The following is a 21,057-nucleotide window of genomic DNA, read 5'->3' on the forward strand; positions in this document are numbered from 1 at the left end:
ACATCATGTACTACAACAAAAAAAGATGAGTATCGAATTTAATTCGATACTCATCTTTTCATCACACTGCTTTTTCTTTATTCGTTACAGCTGGCTTATCCCAACACTCTGTATTCGTTAAACCAGGAATAGAATCTGCACTGAAGACTGGATCTTTCCCTTGTTTCTTTTGCTTTACATAGTCCGCCAATGCAGCGTATGCAAATCGTCCAAGAAGTGTAATCGCAATTAAGTTTGTGATTACCATTAGACCCATAAATAAATCTGCCATATTCCATACGACTTTAAGCGTCGCAACAGAACCGAATAATACCATTCCCACTACCGCAATACGGTAAATCATTAACCAAGTTTTACTTTGTTTAATGAATTCAATATTCGTTTCACCATAATAGTAGTTTCCTAGAAGTGAACTAAATGCAAATAAGAAAATAATAATCGCTAGGAAGCTACTTGCCCATGGGCCGATTTGTGAACTTAATGCATTTTGCGTTAATTCAATACCTTCTAAATTTGTTGCTTTATATGCACCAGAACATAGTACGATAAACGCCGTTGATGTACATACTAAAAATGTATCTACTAACACTCCAATTGTTTGAATAAAACCTTGTTTCGCTGGATGCGTTACATCAGCTGTTGCTGCCGCGTTCGGCGCACTACCCATACCTGCTTCATTCGCAAATAAGCCGCGCTGAATACCAAACTTCATTGCAGCACCGATACCGCCACCTACAGCTGAATCTAAACCGAATGCCCCTTTAAAGATTTCTGTGAACACATCTGGTATTAAATAGAAGTTTTTAATGACAACAAAAATAGCTACCGCAATATAAATAAGCGCCATTGGCGGAACAATCATTTCCGACATACGTGCAATACTTTTTACACCACCAAAAATAATAACCGCAACTAATGCAGCTAATACAATTCCAACAATATAACGTTCTAAACCAAATGCATTTTCAAACGCTAACGTTACTGTATTTGCTTGTACTGAGTTAAAAATTAAACCGTAACTAATTGTAATAAGGATAGAGAACCAAATTCCCATCCAACGTTTATTTAAACCTTTTTCCATATAATAAGCAGGACCACCACGGAAGCCACTGCCATCTTTTACTTTATAAATTTGGGCAAGCGTACTTTCTACGAAACTTGAAGACGCTCCGATAATCGCAATCACCCACATCCAAAATACTGCACCAGGTCCTCCCATAGAAATAGCTAACGCTACACCGGCTAAGTTCCCGATTCCAATACGAGCTGCTGAACTCATACAGAACGCTTGGAAAGAAGATACACTACCTTTTTTACGCGTCTTTCCAGTTAATCCATCACTCATTAAACGAATCATTTCCCCTAAATGAGTAAGTTGTACAAATTTCAATTTAATAGAAAAATAAAGACCTAAACCAATTAACATTGCGATAAGAATATATGACCAAAGAATTGTATTCGTTGATGAAACGAATTGTTCCAAAATATTCATACAATTAACCCCCTCCTTTTCTCCATAAATCGAATTATATTTAAAAAATATTTAAAAATCAACATTTTTCGACAATTTTCTCTTTTCCAAATACTAGGGTTTTTTAGACCAACTATGTTTTTATGACTTACGTTTCCCCAACTACACATACTAAAACAAAAAACAAATTCCTAAACAACCCCATTGACAAAAATGCCAACCTGTAACTATAATGATTACAACAGGTTGTAACAAACCTAATTACAATGCATTCATTTACTTTCAGATATACACTTTAACAAAACACTTTGGAGGGATTTATTATGAAAATCGGAATTATCGGAGCAACTGGTAAAGCAGGAAGTCGTATTTTAAAAGAAGCATTAGATCGCGGACATGAAGTAACTGCAATCGTAAGAAATGCTACAAAAATCACAGAAGAAAACGTAAATATTCTAGAGAAAGATGTATTCTCTCTTACATCTAACGACCTACAAGCATTCGATGTAGTTGTAAATGCGTTCGGTGCTCCAGCAGGAGAAGAACACCTTCACGTAGATGCAGGAAACGTACTAATTGAAGCTATGAAAGGTGCACCAAATACAAAATTACTTGTAGTTGGCGGAGCTGGAAGCTTATTTGTAGACGAAGAGAAAACAACACGTGTATTTGAGACACCAGGTTTCCCAGGCGAATACCTTGCAACAGCTCAAAACCAAGGTAAAAACTTAGAAATCTTACAACAAACAAACGACATTACTTGGACATTCATCAGCCCTTCTGCACTATTTGCATTAGGAAAACGTACTGGTTCTTACAAAGCTGGTAAAGACAATCTTCTTGTTAACTCAAAAGGCGATAGCTACGTAAGCTATGAAGACTTCGCAGTAGCAGCACTTGATGAAATCGAAAATCCAAAACATGTAAACGAACGCTTCACAGTTGTTTCTGAAGCTGAATAATAAAGAAAGCTCGTAAAACATTATGTTTTACGAGCTTTTTTATTATTGTACTTGCTCTAAGCCATTTGGAGTAATCTTGAAGGATATTTCTTCACCCTTCATTGCATCCTCTTTTTTAACTAACTCATTCTTTTTGTACCAATTCAAACGACTCGGTTCCGCATGGTATACTTTCAACACGTCTCCATACTCAAATGCCGTTCCATTTACTTGCTCTGCAAAATTCTTTGAAGTTTCTTGCCCTTCTGCCGTTACATGTTTTTTCTCTTTTCCTTCTCCATCATATAACGTAATTCCCATATATAGTTCATTGTTAAAGTAGCTATGAATTTGTTCATCTGTATATGTTACATGCAATTTCTTTTCGTCATGATTCAACGTTACAATCGAACGAATACTATTACTTAGCCCCTGATATACTAAACTATCTCCATATGTTACTTCTACTGGAACTTCTGTCACTTTCTTATTTCCAAAACGATCTTTCGTTTCCACTTTTACTTTTTGTTCACCGATTTTTGTTGTATTCGGTTTTTCTACAAATCCGATTACTTCTCCATCTTTCACCTGAACAAAGTTTTTTGCATCTAATTTTTCAGCGTCTGTTCCGATTACTACTTTTTGTGGTACTGCTGTTACTTCTTGTTGCGCTTCCACTCTCTCGAAACCTTTTTCCGTTAATTTAAAATACAACTCTTGTTTCCCTTTACCGTTACTTACAAACTCATTCTTTTGATACCACTTTAATCGATCTGATTCTGCATGATACACCTTAATAACATCACCATAAGCGAAGTCTACACCATTTAACTGTTCTGCAAAGTTTTTCGAACTCTCTTGCCCTTCTACCGAAATAACTTTCTTTTCATTTCCATTTTGATCATATAGCGTTATCCCCATATATTTTTCATTCTCAAAGCGATAATGAACTTTAGAATCCGTAAATGTTGCCTGTAATTTTTTCGCATTATGATCCGCAGTTACGACAGAACGCGTATTATTACCATCACCTTGGAAGACTATACTATCGCCATAAATTACTTCCAATGAAACTTCCGTCACTTTCTTATTCCCAAAACAATCTTTCGTTTCCACTTTTACTTTTTGTTCACCGATTTTTGTTGTATTCGGTTTTTCTACAAATCCGATTACTTCTCCATCTTTCACCTGAACAAAGTTTTTTGCATCTAATTTTTCAGCGTCTGTTCCGATTACTACTTTTTGTGGTACTGCTGTTACTTCTTGCTGAGTTTCCATTCTCTCGAAACCATGCTCCGTTACTTTAAAGATTACTTCGTTAACACCATACTTAGCGTCAATTAATTCATTCTTTTTATACACTTTAAATCTATCAAACTCTTTTTGGTATACCTTTACCATATCCCCATATTCAAACATCATTCCGTTGAATTGTTCTGCAAATCCTTTTGTATTTTCAGATGCTTTTACTGATAGAACTTTCTTCTCTTTTCCATTTTTATCGTATACAGTCATCCCCATATACTTCTCATCTGCAAATGAAGTATGCATTGGACCTTCTGAATCTGTTGTACTGAATTTCTTTTCTTCATGATTTAACGTGACAACCGATTTAATATTACTTCCGCCATGCCATGTACCGAAGAACATAATGCTGTCTCCATAAATGACTTCTAACGGTACTTCCGTTACTTTCTTATTTCCAAAGCGATCTTTCGTTTCTACTTTTACTTTTTGTTCACCGATTTTTGTTGTATTTGGTTTCTCGACAAATCCAACTACTTCTCCATCTTTTACTTCAACAAAGTTTTTCGCGTCTAACTTCTTAATATCTGTTCCGACTACTACTTTTTGCGGTTTCGCCGTTACTTCTTGCAACATATCCATTCTCTCAAAGCCTTTTTCTGTCACTTTGAAGAATAGTTCTTTTGCCCCTTTTTCCTCACCTTGACCAGTAAGGGTATTATTTTGATACCATTTCAAACGAACCGGTTCTGCGTGGAATACTTTCACTACATCTCCATACTCGAACTGCATACCATTCACTTGCTTCGCAAAGTTCTTTGATGTTTCTTGTCCTTCTGCTGTTACATGTTTTTTCTCTTTTCCTTCTCCATCGTATAACGTGATTCCCATGTATAGCTCTTTATCAAAATATTTATGGATTTGACTATCCATATCAGTCGCATGGAACTTCTTATCATCATGCTTTAACGTTACCACTGAAGCAATATCATTGTTATATCCCACATATGCGATACTATCTCCATACGTCACTTCCAATGGTACTTCTGTCACTTGCTTATTTCCGAAACGATCCTTCGTTTCCACTTTTACCTTTTGTTCACCAATTTTCGATGTACTTGGCTTCTCTACAAAACCAATCACTTCTCCATCTTTTACTTGTACGAATTCTTTCGGATCTAGTTTGTCTACATCCATTCCGACTACTACTTTTTGCGGTTTCGTCGTCACTTCTTGTAAACTGTCTTTTAACTCAAACCCTTGCGGAGTAATTTTGAATAATTTTTCTTCTTTATTTTTAGCTTTCCCTTGATCTACAAGTACGTTATTTTTGTACCATTTCAGACGGCTTGGTTCTGCGTGGAATACTTTTACTACATCACCATATTCAAAATCCAATTCATTTAGTTCCATTGCGAATCGTTTTCCAGTTTCTTGCCCTTCTGCTGATACACTTTTCTTCTCAATTCCATTTCGATTATATAGCTTTAAGCCCATATATTTTTCTTTTTCAAAACGGTAATGTATTTCATTATTAGTAAAGTTTACATTTAATTTTTTTTCATTGTGACGCAGCATCACTGTCGACATTACATCATTTGAAAGTCCTTGAAAAACTATACTGTCACCATAAACTCCATTGACTTGAACAGGAATTGAATTTTTATTTCCTTTCTCATCTTCAATTTCTACTAACACTTCCTGTGTTCCATTCTCTAATTTAGGAGGCCATATAATCTTACCTGTTACTTTTACATTCTCTCCTAAATTTTGAACGAGTTTACTTGCTTCATTCTCATCAAACTCTGTACCAACTAAAAGGTTTTGCACCTCATTAGCAGGTTCACCATACGGAACTTTATATGGTTCAACTTGCTTTTCACGAATATCATTACTATCTGTAGCTTTCCATATTTCCTTCTCTAATTTAGGTAAATTTAATTTTTTTATTTTCTCTCTAATATCATCATTTGGTGTTAATCCCCATTCTTCAAAGAAAGGAATTAAATTTTGCCCTGCCACTTGTGATGTCATATAAATAAATAGTTGCTTTTTCTCTTCATTAGAATGAGGCATTTCACTCTGTGGTAACAAACGATAAGCTTGATGTAACCTAGGATAAAAATGTTCTCCATACACTACATTTAACTGCCAAAACATTGTAAGGGGATTAATGTCATCAATGACCCTTTCTGTTTTAGGTCTCTCTAAATACTCAAATGAATTTTTATAGTGCTCATCCATTTCTAATTGATTCCCTAACGCCTTTTGAACAGCTAATGAGTAAATATTTACTGTGACTTCGCTTACTTTAGACCACTTCCAAGGTTCTTGCTGATGTAAGTGTCCAACTTCATGCCATGGTCCCCAGCCATCCTTTTCAAGCACTTCTATATCTAAAACTCTATTCATTGCGCTTGGAATATATCCTGTATGATAATTTGTTGCAAACATAAAGTCATCTTCAGCAGGCTTTCGTTTTTCAACAAACTGAACATAATGAATTGGAGATTTTGTAACCCCAACACCGTCCTCAGATAGTCCAGCCACTGCATTTTCCAAACGAATAATTTTATCGTGCAATTTCATTAAATCTGTTGGATCCGTATTCTTCATATATTTCTGCACCGAATCGTAAGTAGTAGTGATTAAACTTCTCTCACCTTTTAATTCAACTGCATAAGGATCCTTATATTTCTTCAACATCTCATCCCAATCTTTTTCCGTATGCTTACCTAAAATAAACAAAGGAAAGTGGCTACCGCCATTCGTAACTGAAGCTGTTACTTCCCCTTCATTATTCATATTGTAAAAATATAAAATACCGCCTCTTGGAGATGATATAACGTTTTTCCCTGGTTTTAAATCAAACTCTTCTGGCCCCTCCTCATCATAAGATCTCGTTCCTATGAAAGCTTGAATAGTCTGTGTTCCTTTTATATCAATTGTAATCTCTTCATTTGGCGCCGCATAAATTCCAGTCGGCTCATTAGCGGAAAGTTTCCAAGTAACTCTTAAGCGGTTATTTTCTTCTTCCACACTACCTTTTCCCGGCAGCTGAAATACCCTCTGCTCAAATTTATTCTCTTTAATCTCTTCTAAATTCCCGCCCTTATTCTCTTCCAAAGGTGCGGCATATCCTTTCGATGCTTCGAAAGCTACTGGTGATAATAATGTAGATATACATATACCAGCTACTAATACCCTACTCGTCTTTTTCTTCGACATAATCTGTGTCCCCTGTTCCTTTATTTAGAGAAACCATCCTATATATTCATTTAATGAGAAATCCTATTATTTTTATACAAAAATTTAAAGAATAGACTAACACCTCGCACACCTATATCAATTACTACCGCATTTCTCTCCATGTATTCGCTTTCTTACATTGTAAAATTTTTATGTAATATGCCCTCCTCACTTCTCTCTACTTGTGATGAGTTCTCTTTGTACATAAAAAGAGAATAGTAAAAGATACTTATCAGTCTTGTCATCTATACATCTAAAAATAAAAATAACAATAGAATCTTACATTTTCTTCATATATGACCATCTATAGGTAGTTTTTCCAAATGAATTTTACACGCTTTCTACTTTGTTTGATAGCCTTTCCAATCAGAATAATGTTACAATTTCGTGAATACAATCTATTAATTGTAACGTTTGAATTTTAATATATTTATATTATTTTTAAATAAACTAGACACTGTATAAACAGTATCTTTACCCTTCATATAGTTTTTCTAATATAATTTTATCATTCATATAAAAAAGCACTGGCACACGGCCAATACTTTTTCATTATCTCTTTTGATTCGGTTTATGCGGTTCGTTTGGAGTATGTGGTTTATTATTATGATCATGACCATTTCCTTTTTTCCAGCTCACTGATAACTCCGGACTTGTTTTTTCTTCACTACGCTCAAGTAATACTACTGCATTTTGAATTGTCGGTGTGCCTTTATGTGCAATCCCTTGTAACTTCGTTAAATTCCCTGATACTTTAAAGCTAAATCCACCAGCTGGTGTCTGTTTCGGAATTAAGATACGGAACTTTTCTCCTACATTGAATTCCGTTTTCGCTTCGCCTTTTTCATTTACAAACTTCGTGCCCGCTGGTGCACCTGTTGCTTGCACTTTATATGTTCCACTTTTCGCGTTTGTTTCTACTGTGTATAAACCTGTTTCAAAGAAATCATTTTTCAATACTGCTTGTTGTTCTTCCGATGGTACTACACTCATCGTAATTTCTTGTAAATCTTCACTAGCACTTGCTTTTGCAACAATGTCTTTCGTTACCTTTTCTACGTTTTTATTTCGGAAATCTAAATCATTAATATCGATTTGTTTTAACGCATTCCATACTGCAAGCTGTGTTGCATAATGGGCATCTCTCCAATCAGAAACACCTAATTCTTGTGGGCTCTTTTGTGGATATCCATTTAATAATACACGGTATACGTTAATATCCACTTTGCCCATTTCCGGTAAATCTTGACCGCTTGGAGATTTCAAATCTACATTTAAACAAAAGGCAATTTTACCATCTGCTGTTTTAATAAGCTCTGTTCGAATTGGTTTCTTCTTTGACCTACTATAACTCCAATCCATTTCATACTTTGTATGATCCATAACTTCCGCGAATGCTTTTTGAAGTGGGAATAACACAAATAAAACACTTAAAAACATAGCTAAAAGTTTGAACGATTGCTTTATATTCATGTTTACAGCCCCTTATAACAAACTTAATACTAAGTAGTATTTAATTAGAAAATATTTTTATGCACAAAAAAAAAGAGTGCATAAAAGCACTCTTTTTCTTTCTTACTTTAATCTTAGAAATCGAAGTTATCAGGATCTGGACCAACGCGGTGATTTTGATTTAATGCATCAATTTTTTCCATATCTTCTTTCGTTAATTCAAAGTTAAATACATCAGCGTTTGCAATAATACGGTGTTCTTTCGTTGATTTTGGAATTGTGATTACCCCATTTTGAAGGTCCCAACGTAAAATAACTTGCGCTGTCGTTTTACCGTGTTTCTCAGCAATTGCTTGTAATGTTTCGTTATCTAATAATTGACCTTGCATTAGTGGTGACCATGCTTCCATTTGAATACCTTGTTCTTTACAGAAAGCTTGTAATTCTTTTTGCGTTAAACGAGGGTGGTATTCTACTTGGTTAATCATTGGTTTAATTTCTGCATCCTTCATTACATCTTGTAAGTGATGGATTTGGAAGTTACTTACACCAATTGCACGTACGCGCTCTTCTTTATAAAGTGTTTCTAGCGCTCTCCATGTATCTTTATATTTTCCTTCTACAGGCCAGTGAACAAGATATAGATCTAAATAATCTAGTTCTAATTTCTTTAAGCTTTCTTCGTATGCAGCAATTGTTGCTTCATATCCTTGGTCTGCGTTCCATACTTTTGAAGTGATGAATAAATCTTCTCTTGAAATACCAGTTGCTTCGATACCTGCACGAATTCCTTCACCTACAGCTTTTTCATTTCCGTAAATTGCAGCTGTATCGATGCTGCGGTATCCTGCTTTAATCGCTGCTTTTACAGCTTCTACAAGTTCTGGTCCTTCTTCTACTTTAAATACACCTAAACCGAACCAAGGCATTTCTACACCGTTATTTAATACTGCTTTACTTTGTAAATTTTTCATTTTATTTTATCTCCTTTTATTTTACTTGATCTCTTTTTTCTAATGTCATACTCCATGCTGTTAAAATCACAGCAGCTACTACCATAATGCCGCCTACCCAAGCAGTATGGATTAACCCTAATGAATTTGTTACAAGGCCACCTATATAAGAACCTAAAGCGATCCCTCCGTTAAATGCGGCAATATTAATTGCTGAAGCAACATCAACCGCACTCGGAACAAAACGCTCTGCCAATATAACTACATATACTTGCAGCCCCGGAACATTCATAAATGCGAATAGTCCCATAAAAATAATTGTAATTAATCCAGCTACTTTAAATGGCGCCGTAAATGTTAAAACAAATAATATAATCGCTTGAATCAAGAACATGTAAAATAGCGCTCGAATCGGATTATGATTCGATAATTTTCCGCCAACCATATTCCCTATCGCAATGGCGATCCCATACACTAATAAAATGATAGTAACAGTACTTGCTTCAAATCCTGTTACTTCTTGTAATAGCGGTGATAAATACGTAAATGTTACGAATGTACCGCCGTATCCAAGTGCAGTAATAATGAAAACAAGTAACAGTCTTCCATTTTTAATTAGTTTGAATTGATCACGAAACGATACAGGTACACCATTTTTTAAATTAGATGGGACGAGTATGCTGTTTGCGATAAAAGCAATAATTCCAATTACAACAATCACCATAAATGACGCTCTCCAGCCAAATTGTTGACCGATAAACGTCCCAATTGGCACACCTGTAATAGTCGCAACTGTTAATCCAGTAAACATAATCGCAATGGCGCTAGCACGTTTATTCTCTGGTACGATTGCAGCCGCAATTGTAGATCCTATCGACATAAACACACCATGTGCAAATGCAGATACAATTCTTGCGATAATTAATATAGTGAAGCTTGTTGCTACTGCCGCAATACCATTACCAATAATGAAAATAACCATAATCCACATTAATAATGTCTTTCTCGACATACTAGCCGTTAACGCTGTTAAAACAGGAGCTCCTACTGCCGCTCCTAACGCATATAAGGAAACTGTTAAACCAGCTGTTGTAACCGAAACATTTAAATCCTCCGAAATAGATGGTAATAAACCGACACTAATAAATTCTGTCGTTCCTATTCCAAATGCACTAATCGCTAGTGCTAATAAAGCAAACATACTTCTCCGATTCGTCTGAACTTCCGAAGATGGTACTGTATACGAACTCAATTGAATTCCTCCTTATTACAAGAAATCCAATCATAATAGTGCGATAAAAAGGCCTTTTTATCTTCTAAAAATATATATTTAATCTCTACAAATGCTATTATGAATGGTTTCATTCCTTTTTGAAAGAACGCACTTTAAAGTACGATAGGCACCAAAAAGTAACATAGGTACTTTTTGGTTCCGTACTACTCATTTGCCTCTTACATGTGCTATTATGAAACATATTTAACATGATAAAAAGTACGTACTTTAAAGTGCTATAGGTACTAAAAAGTAACATTTGTATAATTTAGCTTACTTTACTCATAAAGGAGGGTTTTATATATGAAGAAATACAATATTCCTGTAGAAGCAACTTTAGAAGTTATCGGCGGCAAATGGAAGGTTGTTATTCTTTGTCACTTAACGAAAGGTACAAAGCGAACGAGTGAACTAAAGCGTTCCATGCCTGGTATTACACAAAAAATGTTAACACAACAATTACGTGAACTAGAAGTCGACGGCGTTATTCAAAGAAAAGTATATAACCAAGTCCCGCCAAAAGTAGAATATTCTCTTACTGATTACGGTTGGTCTTTAGAATCGATTCTTGATTCTCTTTGTACTTGGGGCGAATGCCATCTTGAAAAGGAAGGTAACACATCGATGCTAATTGCGGAAGGTGAATAATAGAAAAAAGGAAAAAACGAACATGAATTTGTTCATTTTTTCCTTTTTTTCTTATTATATATGTACATTTCTAACTGAAACAAAATATTTTATACGCTTTCATACCTTGTCAGTACTACATTATACACTCAATATCAAATAATTAGGAATCATTTTTATGTTAACATAGGTGTATATAGTATATAATATAGGATATATATTATATACACTTTCCGGTAACGGACCTTTTCCATTATACGGACAAGCCATATATCGGACAGTTCATAAATAATAGGTAAGACGTTATGGTTTTAGATTTATGTTTGCAGCTTACTTGCTGTCATAAATTTAAAGGCATTTTATTGTGCTTTGTGAAACTTTGTATAAAGTTTCGTAACCGTTTACTATCTTACTTATAAAAAATAAGAGTATTGCTATCGTAAAGGAGAATTGGAGATGCCAGAAACTATGACTCAAACAAAGCCAGAACAAGAAACTGTACAAATTTCTGCTAGCCAAGGACAACTTGATGTACTTGATCAGTTGTTAAAACCTGAGGTACAAGAATCATTAACAACACTAGTAGAACAGCTTCCAAAATTAACTGAGCTTGTTAACATTTTAACTAAGTCTTATGACTTCGCTCAAACTGTTGCTACTGATGAAGTATTAAAAAGCGACACTGTCAGCGCAATCACAGAGCTTGTAGAACCTGTAAAAGATACAGTAAAAGGCATGGCTGCAACTGCTATCGAAGCGAAAGATCGTGCTGACGAAAGCAACGAAGTTATCGGCCTATTCGGTCTATTAAAATTACTAAAAGACCCACAAGCACAAAAAATGTTCCGCTTTGTGAACGCATATCTTCAAATTAGTGCAGAACGTAACAATAAATAATTTAACTTATAACAACAATTAGTAAAGACGGGGGATATCATACTATGTCAAAACAAATTGTCATCTTAGGCGCTGGTTATGGCGGTCTTCTTGCCGCTTTAAACGTACGTAAATATTACAGCAAATCAGAAGCACAAGTTACAGTGATTAACCAATACCCAACACACCAAATCATCACTGAACTACACCGCCTTGCAGCTGGTAACGTTGCTGAGCAAGCAATTGCAATGCCACTTACAAAGCTTTTCAAAGGTAAAGATATCGATCTTAAAATCGCAACAGTTGAGTCATTCTCAGTTGATAGCAAAGAAATCAAACTAGCTGGTGGCACTACTTTATCTTACGATGCACTTGTAGTTGCTTTAGGAAGTAAAACTGCTTACTTCGGTATTCCAGGACTAGAAGAAAACAGCATGGTATTAAAATCTGCTGCTGATGCAAACAAAATCTACAAACACGTTGAAGACCGTATTCGTGAATACGCTAAAACGAAAAACGAAGCTGATGCTACAATCGTAATCGGTGGTGGCGGATTAACTGGCGTTGAGCTAGTTGGTGAGCTTGCTGACATTATGCCTAAACTTGCAAAAAGCCACGGCGTAAATCCAAAAGAAGTTAAACTTCTTCTTGTTGAAGCAGGTCCAAAAATTCTTCCAGTATTACCAGACCATTTAATCGAACGTGCAACTACTAGCTTAGAAGCACGCGGCGTTACATTCTTAACTGGTCTTCCTGTAACAAACGTTGCTGGCAATGAAATCGACTTAAAAGACGGTCAAAAACTTGTTGCTAACACATTCGTTTGGACAGGTGGCGTACAAGGTAACCCATTAATCGGTGAATCAGGTCTTGAAGTAAACCGTGGCCGTGCAACAGTTGATGCATACCTACAATCTACTTCTCACAAAGACGTATTCATTGCTGGAGACAGCGCTGTTGTCTTTGCTGAAGACGGTCGTCCATACCCACCAACTGCACAGATCGCTTGGCAAATGGGTGAGTTAATTGGATACAACTTATACGCAGCACTAGAAGGCAAAGCATTCGAAGAGTTCGCACCTATAAACTCTGGAACACTTGCTAGTCTAGGACGTAAAGATGCTGTTGCTACAATCGGAGCAAGCAATACTCCGCTTAAAGGTTTACCAGCATCATTAATGAAAGAAGCAAGTAACGTTCGTTACTTATCACACATTAAAGGTCTATTCAGCTTAGCTTACTAATCTGAATATAAGCCCGAATCATGCCCTGCATGGTTCGGGCTATTTTTATCCGCAATTCTCTCTAACTTATTTATTCGGCAGAAGAATAATATAATCCTCTTTAATTATCAAAATATACTGACTTTTTTATATCGAAATTGTGTATATGAAAAGAGCGGAAGTAGATATCTTACCTACTTCCACTCTTTCACAAGAACTATTCTCCTAATTTCACTAAGCTGTAGTTCTTCTTCCCTTTACGAATAATAATAAATCGTCCATCAAATGAATTTTCTACAGTAACATCCGTAGCTACATCCGTTACTTTTTCACCATTCATAGATATAGCTCCATTATTAATGTCTTCACGTGCTTGTCTTCTAGATGGTTCAATCCCTAAATCAACTAGCCACTCTACAATATTTTTCGTCTCTTTTGAAGACTGGAATGTTGGCATCTCTTTAAATCCTTGTTCAATTTCATCAGCTGTTAACAATTTAATATCTCCGCTAAATAATGCCGATGTAATTTTCACAGCTTGCAATAATGCTTCTTCTCCATGAACGAATTTCGTCATTTCTTCCGCTAATACTTTTTGTGCTTCACGTTTATGAGGCTCTGTTTCTACCTTCACTGCCAATTCATCAATGCGCTCTTTCGTTAAGAACGTAAAGTATTTCAGGTATTTCACTACATCACGGTCATCTGTATTCACCCAGAACTGGTAAAATTCAAACGGTGTCGTTTTTTCAGGATCAAGCCAAACCGCACCACCTGCTGATTTACCAAACTTCGTACCATCTGATTTCAATAATAACGGAATCGTTAATCCGAATACTTTCGCTTCGTGCCCTTCTAACTTACGAATTAAATCTAAACCACTCGTAATATTTCCCCATTGGTCACTACCACCAATTTGCAGTTGCACATCTTCTTTCGTGTATAAATGATGGAAGTCCATCGCTTGCAAAATTTGGTACGTAAATTCCGTGAAAGAAATTCCTGTATCTAAACGACTTGCTACAATGTCCTTCGCTAACATGCTATTAATGCTAAAGTTTTTCCCGTAATCACGTAAAAACTCAATAATGTTTATTTCATGTGTCCAGTCGTAGTTATTTACCATCTTCACTTCGCTATTTCCGCCAAAATCAAATAGCTTTTTCATTTGCGCTGTTAACGCATCAACATTATGCTGAACGACTTCTAACGTTTGAAGTTGACGTTCTGATTGACGTCCGCTCGGATCACCAATTGTTCCTGTTGCCCCACCAATTAAAATAACCGGATGATGGCCAGCTAACTGGAACCTCTTCATCATCATAAACGGAATCAAATGTCCAATATGCATACTATCACCAGTCGGATCAACTCCGCAGTATAGTGAAATCTTTTTCTCTTCTACTAGCTTACGTAAACCTTCTTCGTCCGTCTGTTGATTAATGGCGCCGCGCCATTCTAATTCATCAATAATATTCATCTTTTGTCATCCCCTCTATTTTTTTGAAAACAAAAAGTCCCTATGTCTATGACATAGGGACGATTATTCACCGTGTTACCACCCAGTTTGTAAAAATAGCATAGCTACTCATACCACTCTTAGCAATAATATCGATTGCCAATCCGCTTAGCATTACCTAAGATACTCCAGAGTGTAATTCGCAAGTTTGTTTGTGCTAGGTTCCAGCAACCCCTAGCTCTCTCATTAACAGTGACAAACTGCTACTGGGCTCTTTCAACGTATATTATTTGTTAAATTATTAGCCATTATATTGAATTGAAAACAAATTGTCAACAATACCCAAATGTTATTTTAAAATAATTCACATTTTCATACGTATTTCGTTACTCTTTATCTTCTCCAATAATCCTTACTTCTCGCTCTAACTTCACGCCAAATTTCTCTTCAACGGTCTTTTGTACAAAGTGGATTAAATCAATGTAATCTTGTGCTGTTCCATTATCCACATTCACCATAAATCCAGCGTGCTTTAAAGAAACTTCCACTCCGCCAATTCGCTTACCTTGTAGTCCTGATTCTTGAATCAATTTACCAGCAAAGTTATTTGGTGGGCGCTTAAATACGCTACCACATGAAGGGTATTCTAGAGGCTGTTTTGATTCACGTTTAAACGTTAAATCATCCATTTTTTCTTTAATTTCTTCACGTATACCTTCTTCAAGTTCAAATCGCGCTTCAAGAATAATGTAATGATTGTTCGCAAATACACTCTTACGATATCCAAATTCAAATGCTTCTTTCGTCAAAGTACGTAGCTCTCCATCACCTGTCATTACAACAGCTTCTGTTAATACAAACGATACTTCACCGCCGTAAGCACCGGCATTCATATATAATGCTCCGCCAACTGAACCTGGAATACCACAAGCAAACTCAAGACCCGTTAAATTATGATCTAACGCAATACGTGATACATCAATAATTGCTGCACCACACTGTGCTACAATCGTTGTTCCTGTTACAGTCACACCTGTAATGTGAATTAAACTTACTATAATCCCGCGAATTCCACCATCTTTAATAATGACATTCGATCCATTTCCTAAAAACGTAACTGGAATATTATATTCGTTAGCATATTTAATAACTTCTTGAATTTCATCATAATTCGTAGGCGCAACGAACACATCTGCTTTTCCGCCAACTTTAATATGCGTATGATTCTTTAACATTTCATCTTGTTTCACATGACCTTCAGGCAATACCGTACTTAAATATTCATAAACCTCTTGCATATTCATTTTACGATTCCTCTATTTCTATATTCTTTTTATCCCGTTATACGGGCCCATAATATCCCCACATACATGAACGAACCTAAAGTGGTGGATACAGTGTACCCAAAATCAATTCGAGACACCTATAAACCTCTTAATTTATAAGAGGTGCCACTCATATTAAAATATATATTGCATAATAAAGCAACCCAAATGGGCTACTAAACTTGACATGTCATCAGAAAGACAACAATTTGTAAAATATATTACTTTTTCAAAACACTATCCTTCAGTATCTTACTATATCACACGAAAATAAAGTGGTATTTTTTTGTAATCTTTACTTTATTTTCATCAATAAAAAAGATGCTTTTACCTGTGTAAAAGCATCTTTTTCATTACCTATTATAATTTACTTTTCGTTCTCTTCTTTTTCCTTATCAAACCATAATAGCTCATCGTCATCAACTTCACCATTATAATTGATTAGAATCTCTTCTCCCGCTTTTATATCTTTGTAAGCAAAGAAGTTAAACGTATGATTCTCAAAGACAATATCATACGTTGCATTCGGATTATATGCATGATTAAATAACATGCCGTATCCTAACAGGAATGCCGTATGATTTACCCCATACTCAAATGCGTAGTCAGCAAGTAACGTTTTCTCAATGTGTTCATGCTGTTCATTCGGATAAGAGATAACTGGTGCTGAGTGAATCAACTCACCTTTTTTAATATCACGAGTTGCAAATACCCCTCTATTAAATTCTCCATCACTAAGTTCAGAAGTCTTAACTTCGATCATATGCGTCACCTATATAATTCTTTCTTTGAAATATTTTATTCCGCTATTTGCGGGGTTCAACTAATAATCAGTAGCGTATAACCCACTAATTAAAGTCTCAGTTTATCTCCTTAAGCTTGGCAGAAAACGCGCAGAAAAGCAATTAAATTACTATCAAGTATTCATTTAAATGAAAAAAGAACACACATAGTGTGCCCTTTTTAAGAGATATTACTTTTCTAAAATATCTTCTAGTAACTTCACTTGCTCGCTAACAGTATGTAACGTCTTCACCGATATATCATTTCGATGTTTTTCTTCTTCCACACTTGCTAACACTTCTTCCGTAGCCGCAGAAGTTTGCTGAATTACATTAGAAGCATGTGTAACATCCTTTACGATATTCGTCGTTTTAACTTGGAAACTTTCTTGATGGTCAACAATCTCTCTCATTACATCATTAATTACATCAATAAACTTTCCTAAATCCGTTACATTTGTTAAAACACTTGCTAACATTTCGTTACATTCTTCTTGTACCCTTTCTGATTTCTCTACCTGTACTTCCACCTTACTTGCTTGATTACTAAACTCCTTTAAAATACCTTGAATTCTCCCCGCAGAACGATTTGATTCTTCAGCAAGCTTTAATACTTCATTCGCTACAATAGCAAATCCCTTTCCATGCTCGCCTGCTCTGGCCGCTTCAATATTTGCATTTAAAGCTAGCAAACTCGTCTGACTTGAAATATTCGTTATTACATCTACAATTTCATTAATTTGCTTCGACTGCATCATTAAATCTCTAAATATAATTCCTGATTGTGAAACAACATCATTTAAACTTCTCATATTCGCTTCAAAATTTCGTAAAGTATGTACACTGCCCTTTGAAATTTCTAAACTTTCATCCATACGAATTGATGCATTTCTTACTTGAGAAATAATTTGTTCAATATTCCCCTCCATATCGTTCAATACTTCTACCGAACGATACATCATCTCTGATTGTGCTTGAGTGCCAACTGCCACTTCTTCAAAAGCGAAATTAATTTCACTCATCGACTCCATCGATGTATTCATATTTTGTCTTAAATGATTGAAATTACTATCTAGTTTCACAACAGTTTCCTCAATAAGTCTTTGAGTCTCTTCTAGCTCCTGAGCTTTCCTCATCACCTCTTGCTTCTCATCACTTAAGCGAGCTAGCAGATTAGAGCCAATCTTCGTTACGCCCCACATAGCGATCGTTACGATTGCTAACAAGCTTGCGAAGTTTGCAGCTTCAGATGCCGCTGTATAAGCAAAAAATTGCTCCGGCCAATAACTACAAAGAATAAATGTGATAACAACCGCCACTCCGCCTAGAATTATAACGAGACGTTCACTTAAATAAATAAGTGAAACTGCTAATGTAAAATACACCATTTGAAATACAGCCGGACTTTCATTAAAAGCTTGCACCATAATGAAAGACATAATAAGCAACATAAATGTCATGATATATTTATACATCGCTCCCATGCTTTCTATAAAAGTAAGAAGCGTTCCAAATACAACAACAGAAATACCACAAACCCAAAACGCTATTGCTCTCTCTGTAAAAATATATCCGTAATACCCAATCGCAATTACTCCAAGAAAGAAACTACAAATCGTGATAAACAGCAATAAATGATTTTTCTGTGATTCTTTCTCAAGGTTAGAAAAACAAGTTCTCTTTAACCACTCCATATATGAAGCCCCACCTTCTCCTTATACATATCGATTACTTCAGCTTAAATACCGCACTCACTGGGTTATGATCACTATTCTCAAACTTTAAATCTTTCCCTTGTACATTTACAATCTCAACATTCGGTGAAACGATAAAACCATCAATAATCGTGACGAAGTTTTCACCCTCCACATATTTCTTCACATCATCTCTCACAGTCATAACAGACGGATCTACAGCCCACTTAAAGCCACCATCAGTAAAGTCCTTTGGTAACTCTACTAACCACTCAGGACGCTCTTTCACAAACTTCGGATCACTTAGCTGAGCGTTAGAAAGTAATTGATTCCAATCTCCGCCCATAATTACGTAATCACCATTTTTATAATGCTTGTTCATATATTCTTTTAAAAACTCTACTTGCTGCTTTCTAATTTTCCCGCCTTCATCATAAGCAGACAAATGTAAATTTACGAGTCTAACAAACTTCCCATTATTAACAGGAATTTTGTGCTCAACAATCGCTCGATCTAAATCAAACAAACGCTTTGGCCAAGGCTCCATTCCAGGAAGCTGGAACCTCTCCGCTGTTTGAACTTTATATTTAGAAAACGTACTTAATCCAGCCTCCGCATATCCCATTGGACTTGTAATTGGGACAGGGACCCATTTTGTATCATAGTTCTTTCCGAATGACGAAGCATAATCCGGTAATCCTTTTTTCAAAAATTCATGCCCATTTACATCAAAAGATCGCATTGATTTTATATCGACTTCTTGTAATAACGCAAAATCACTATTCTCATTTTGTAAAAACGAAAGCATATTCTTTAAGTTCACTTCTGTCTGTTCTTTACTACTTGAACCAGATCCCTTTCCGCCATCCATAAAGAAATCTTGATCCTTATCTAATCCAGCATATCCAATATTAAATGTTGTAACTTTAAACTCATTGTCAGGCGCTAATACACGCTCCTTATTATTTCCCACCTTCAAACTTACAACATCTGCCGGCTGTTCTTTTGTAAGTGTCATATATCCTAAAAATCCACCTACAATTCCCGCTCCTACTAAAATACATATAAGTACTATTTTTAATAATTTCTTCAAATAAACGCCCCTTTTCTAAAACACACAACTTAATTTTCTCTATTTTCAGTTAACTGAAACTGAATGACAGACATACGAAATATTTTATCACATCGAAAACCCTATATCACTATATTTAGTTTATAAGTAATGATTCTTGCTCTTAAATCATCAAAAAAAGACAAAACACCCCAACTTCTTCACTGGAAATCAAACGCAATGTTTAGTACACTATATGTAATAATCATAGGCGATGGAGTTCGCCATAAACGCTGCTTAGCTAATGACTCCTATCAGTATAACTACTGGTAGGAGTCTATTTTTTTGAGCAAGCTATTTAAAGAGGTGAGAAAATTGATTTATATTATCGTTGGCATTGCCGGTATATTAGGAGCCCTTTCTCGTTATTATTTAGGTCTTACTATTCATGAATTTTGGCATCATTCATTTCCATTAGCTACATTACTCATTAACTTAGTCGGCTGCTTCTTATTAGCATGGCTAACTACGTATATTGCTCGGCTAAACATCTTACCTTCGGAGGTTATCACAGGCATTGGAACTGGATTTATCGGTTCCTTTACGACGTTTTCAACATTCAGTGTAGAGACTGTGCAATTACTCAATCTTTCTGAATGGGGTACGGCTTTCTTATATGTATCATGCAGCATACTTGGTGGTCTCATTATGTCTGGTCTTGGCTATACACTAGGTGACTTCTTAATTAAGAAACATCTTACGGAGGGTGATCACTTATGATAGAAGCTTTATTAGTAGCAACTGGAGGTTTCTTCGGTGCTATTACACGATTTGCAATTAGCAATTGGTTTAAAAAAAGAAATAAAACTTCATTTCCACTTGCTACATTTCTCATTAACATAACAGGGGCGTTTTTACTCGGATATATAATTGGCAACGGCGTCACTACAGGCTGGCAGTTATTATTAGGCACTGGATTTATGGGAGCCTTCACTACATTTTCAACATTTAAATTAGAATCTGTTCAGCTTCTCAATCGTAAAAACATTAGCACTTCCCTTCTATACTTAAGCGCTACTTACATAATTGGTATCCTCTTCGCATTCCTTGGAATGAAGCTAGGCGGAATATAAAAAAGAAAGCGACTCTTATCAGTCGCTTTCTTTTATAAGAAGTATGTTCCGCCATATGGAATGGAAAATAAACCAGCTGGATGCACATCATAATGTACAATTTGCATTGGAAACTGTGAATACGGCATATACTGACTTTGCATCATTTGCTCTAATTGTGCTTGTTGCTGCTGCATTTGCATGGCCTGATACACAGCATGAATAGTCCCTTGCGCTCCTGCCAGCGTAATAGCTGCTCCCACTTGTCTACCACTATAAAAATAATGATTCATTATGATTCAGCTCACTTATTATTTTTCTTCC

At 35.7% G+C, this 21,057-nt stretch carries 17 protein-coding genes, 1 riboswitch and 1 other annotated feature; of the genes, 6 read left to right on the top strand and 11 right to left on the bottom strand.

What is annotated here, in order from left to right; translation table 11 throughout:
- Nucleotides 1-61: 61 nt before the first annotated feature.
- Nucleotides 62-1,492, bottom strand: coding sequence for an alanine/glycine:cation symporter family protein (locus tag KVT31_RS13460; protein WP_088098320.1), 1,431 nt, complete (start codon nucleotides 1,490-1,492; stop codon nucleotides 62-64).
- A gap of 302 nt (nucleotides 1,493-1,794) precedes the next feature.
- Here KVT31_RS13460 and KVT31_RS13465 point away from each other — a divergent pair, with 302 nt between their 5' ends.
- Nucleotides 1,795-2,433 carry an NAD(P)-dependent oxidoreductase gene (locus KVT31_RS13465; protein ID WP_088098321.1) on the top strand — a complete coding sequence of 213 codons (639 nt, stop codon included), beginning with the start codon at nucleotides 1,795-1,797 and terminating at the stop codon, nucleotides 2,431-2,433.
- A 42-nt stretch (nucleotides 2,434-2,475) separates the two neighbouring features.
- Here KVT31_RS13465 and KVT31_RS13470 read toward each other — a convergent pair whose 3' ends face one another.
- The 4 genes from KVT31_RS13470 to KVT31_RS13485 form a co-directional block, all read right to left on the bottom strand.
- On the bottom strand, nucleotides 2,476-6,885 hold the full coding sequence (locus tag KVT31_RS13470; protein WP_088098322.1) for a putative mucin/carbohydrate-binding domain-containing protein: 4,410 nt from the start codon (nucleotides 6,883-6,885) through the stop codon (nucleotides 2,476-2,478).
- Nucleotides 6,886-7,458: 573 nt separating this feature from the next.
- Complete coding sequence (locus KVT31_RS13475) at nucleotides 7,459-8,379, bottom strand: thioester domain-containing protein (protein WP_088098323.1); 921 nt, start codon at nucleotides 8,377-8,379, stop codon at nucleotides 7,459-7,461.
- Nucleotides 8,380-8,492: 113 nt separating this feature from the next.
- Nucleotides 8,493-9,332 carry an aldo/keto reductase gene (locus KVT31_RS13480; RefSeq protein ID WP_088098324.1) on the bottom strand — a complete coding sequence of 280 codons (840 nt, stop codon included), beginning with the start codon at nucleotides 9,330-9,332 and terminating at the stop codon, nucleotides 8,493-8,495.
- Nucleotides 9,333-9,348: 16 nt separating this feature from the next.
- A complete protein-coding gene (locus tag KVT31_RS13485) occupies nucleotides 9,349-10,512 on the bottom strand; it encodes an MFS transporter (protein WP_170930162.1) in 1,164 nt (387 codons plus the stop codon).
- Nucleotides 10,513-10,887: 375 nt separating this feature from the next.
- On the opposite strand from KVT31_RS13485, the gene KVT31_RS13490 reads away from it, so the two are divergent.
- The 3 genes from KVT31_RS13490 to KVT31_RS13500 all read left to right on the top strand — a co-directional run bounded on the left by KVT31_RS13490 (nucleotide 10,888) and on the right by KVT31_RS13500 (nucleotide 13,331).
- Nucleotides 10,888-11,232: a winged helix-turn-helix transcriptional regulator gene (locus KVT31_RS13490; RefSeq protein ID WP_088098326.1), complete on the top strand. Its 345-nt coding sequence runs from the start codon at nucleotides 10,888-10,890 to the stop codon at nucleotides 11,230-11,232.
- A 435-nt stretch (nucleotides 11,233-11,667) separates the two neighbouring features.
- Entirely contained in the window at nucleotides 11,668-12,108 is a 441-nt protein-coding gene (locus KVT31_RS13495; RefSeq protein ID WP_001115312.1) for a DUF1641 domain-containing protein, read from the top strand.
- 44 nt (nucleotides 12,109-12,152) lie between these two features.
- Nucleotides 12,153-13,331 carry an NAD(P)/FAD-dependent oxidoreductase gene (locus KVT31_RS13500; protein WP_088098327.1) on the top strand — a complete coding sequence of 393 codons (1,179 nt, stop codon included), beginning with the start codon at nucleotides 12,153-12,155 and terminating at the stop codon, nucleotides 13,329-13,331.
- 196 nt (nucleotides 13,332-13,527) lie between these two features.
- On the opposite strand, the gene tyrS is transcribed toward KVT31_RS13500, so the two are convergent.
- From tyrS to KVT31_RS13525, 5 genes are all read right to left on the bottom strand, one after another.
- On the bottom strand, nucleotides 13,528-14,790 hold the full coding sequence (gene tyrS / locus KVT31_RS13505; RefSeq protein WP_088098328.1) for a tyrosine--tRNA ligase: 1,263 nt from the start codon (nucleotides 14,788-14,790) through the stop codon (nucleotides 13,528-13,530).
- Nucleotides 14,791-14,842: 52 nt separating this feature from the next.
- Nucleotides 14,843-15,058: a binding site (T-box leader), on the bottom strand.
- 97 nt (nucleotides 15,059-15,155) lie between these two features.
- Nucleotides 15,156-16,073, bottom strand: a complete 918-nt coding sequence (gene murB / locus KVT31_RS13510) for a UDP-N-acetylmuramate dehydrogenase (RefSeq protein WP_088098329.1) — start codon at nucleotides 16,071-16,073, stop codon at nucleotides 15,156-15,158.
- A gap of 388 nt (nucleotides 16,074-16,461) precedes the next feature.
- Entirely contained in the window at nucleotides 16,462-16,857 is a 396-nt protein-coding gene (locus KVT31_RS13515; protein WP_000573650.1) for an SET domain-containing protein, read from the bottom strand.
- A gap of 210 nt (nucleotides 16,858-17,067) precedes the next feature.
- Nucleotides 17,068-18,570 (bottom strand): DUF4077 domain-containing protein, encoded by a 1,503-nt coding sequence (locus tag KVT31_RS13520; RefSeq protein WP_088098330.1) that lies wholly within the window; start codon nucleotides 18,568-18,570, stop codon nucleotides 17,068-17,070.
- A 34-nt stretch (nucleotides 18,571-18,604) separates the two neighbouring features.
- Nucleotides 18,605-19,663, bottom strand: a complete 1,059-nt coding sequence (locus tag KVT31_RS13525; protein ID WP_088098331.1) for an endonuclease/exonuclease/phosphatase family protein — start codon at nucleotides 19,661-19,663, stop codon at nucleotides 18,605-18,607.
- Between the two features lie 219 nt (nucleotides 19,664-19,882).
- Nucleotides 19,883-19,942, top strand: a riboswitch (Fluoride riboswitch).
- A 54-nt stretch (nucleotides 19,943-19,996) separates the two neighbouring features.
- On the opposite strand from KVT31_RS13525, the gene crcB (KVT31_RS13530) reads away from it, so the two are divergent.
- Both crcB (KVT31_RS13530) and crcB (KVT31_RS13535) read left to right on the top strand, forming a co-directional pair.
- Entirely contained in the window at nucleotides 19,997-20,401 is a 405-nt protein-coding gene (crcB, locus tag KVT31_RS13530) for a fluoride efflux transporter CrcB (protein ID WP_140392599.1), read from the top strand.
- Nucleotides 20,398-20,754 (top strand): fluoride efflux transporter CrcB, encoded by a 357-nt coding sequence (gene crcB / locus KVT31_RS13535; protein WP_088098332.1) that lies wholly within the window; start codon nucleotides 20,398-20,400, stop codon nucleotides 20,752-20,754. Before crcB (KVT31_RS13530) ends, crcB (KVT31_RS13535) begins: the two co-directional genes overlap by 4 nt.
- Before the next feature lie 32 nt (nucleotides 20,755-20,786).
- Here crcB (KVT31_RS13535) and KVT31_RS13540 read toward each other — a convergent pair whose 3' ends face one another.
- Nucleotides 20,787-21,029 carry a DUF3947 family protein gene (locus KVT31_RS13540; protein ID WP_088098333.1) on the bottom strand — a complete coding sequence of 81 codons (243 nt, stop codon included), beginning with the start codon at nucleotides 21,027-21,029 and terminating at the stop codon, nucleotides 20,787-20,789.
- Nucleotides 21,030-21,057 lie beyond the last annotated feature (28 nt).

The organism is Bacillus sp. GbtcB14, assembly GCF_019091205.1.
In the GTDB taxonomy this organism is placed as follows: domain Bacteria; phylum Bacillota; class Bacilli; order Bacillales; family Bacillaceae_G; genus Bacillus_A; species Bacillus_A cereus_AG.

Coding starts and splice junctions, on each gene's coding strand:
- crcB (WP_088098332.1), top strand. CDS start 20,398: ATGATAGAAGCTTTATTAGTAGCAACTGGAGGTTTCTTCGGTGCTATT.
- KVT31_RS13480 (WP_088098324.1), bottom strand. CDS start 9,332: ATGAAAAATTTACAAAGTAAAGCAGTATTAAATAACGGTGTAGAAATG.
- murB (WP_088098329.1), bottom strand. CDS start 16,073: ATGAATATGCAAGAGGTTTATGAATATTTAAGTACGGTATTGCCTGAA.
- KVT31_RS13465 (WP_088098321.1), top strand. CDS start 1,795: ATGAAAATCGGAATTATCGGAGCAACTGGTAAAGCAGGAAGTCGTATT.
- KVT31_RS13475 (WP_088098323.1), bottom strand. CDS start 8,379: ATGAATATAAAGCAATCGTTCAAACTTTTAGCTATGTTTTTAAGTGTT.
- KVT31_RS13485 (WP_170930162.1), bottom strand. CDS start 10,512: ATGTTTGCTTTATTAGCACTAGCGATTAGTGCATTTGGAATAGGAACG.
- KVT31_RS13500 (WP_088098327.1), top strand. CDS start 12,153: ATGTCAAAACAAATTGTCATCTTAGGCGCTGGTTATGGCGGTCTTCTT.
- tyrS (WP_088098328.1), bottom strand. CDS start 14,790: ATGAATATTATTGATGAATTAGAATGGCGCGGCGCCATTAATCAACAG.
- KVT31_RS13470 (WP_088098322.1), bottom strand. CDS start 6,885: ATGTCGAAGAAAAAGACGAGTAGGGTATTAGTAGCTGGTATATGTATA.
- KVT31_RS13495 (WP_001115312.1), top strand. CDS start 11,668: ATGCCAGAAACTATGACTCAAACAAAGCCAGAACAAGAAACTGTACAA.
- KVT31_RS13490 (WP_088098326.1), top strand. CDS start 10,888: ATGAAGAAATACAATATTCCTGTAGAAGCAACTTTAGAAGTTATCGGC.
- KVT31_RS13520 (WP_088098330.1), bottom strand. CDS start 18,570: ATGGAGTGGTTAAAGAGAACTTGTTTTTCTAACCTTGAGAAAGAATCA.
- KVT31_RS13460 (WP_088098320.1), bottom strand. CDS start 1,492: ATGAATATTTTGGAACAATTCGTTTCATCAACGAATACAATTCTTTGG.
- KVT31_RS13515 (WP_000573650.1), bottom strand. CDS start 16,857: ATGATCGAAGTTAAGACTTCTGAACTTAGTGATGGAGAATTTAATAGA.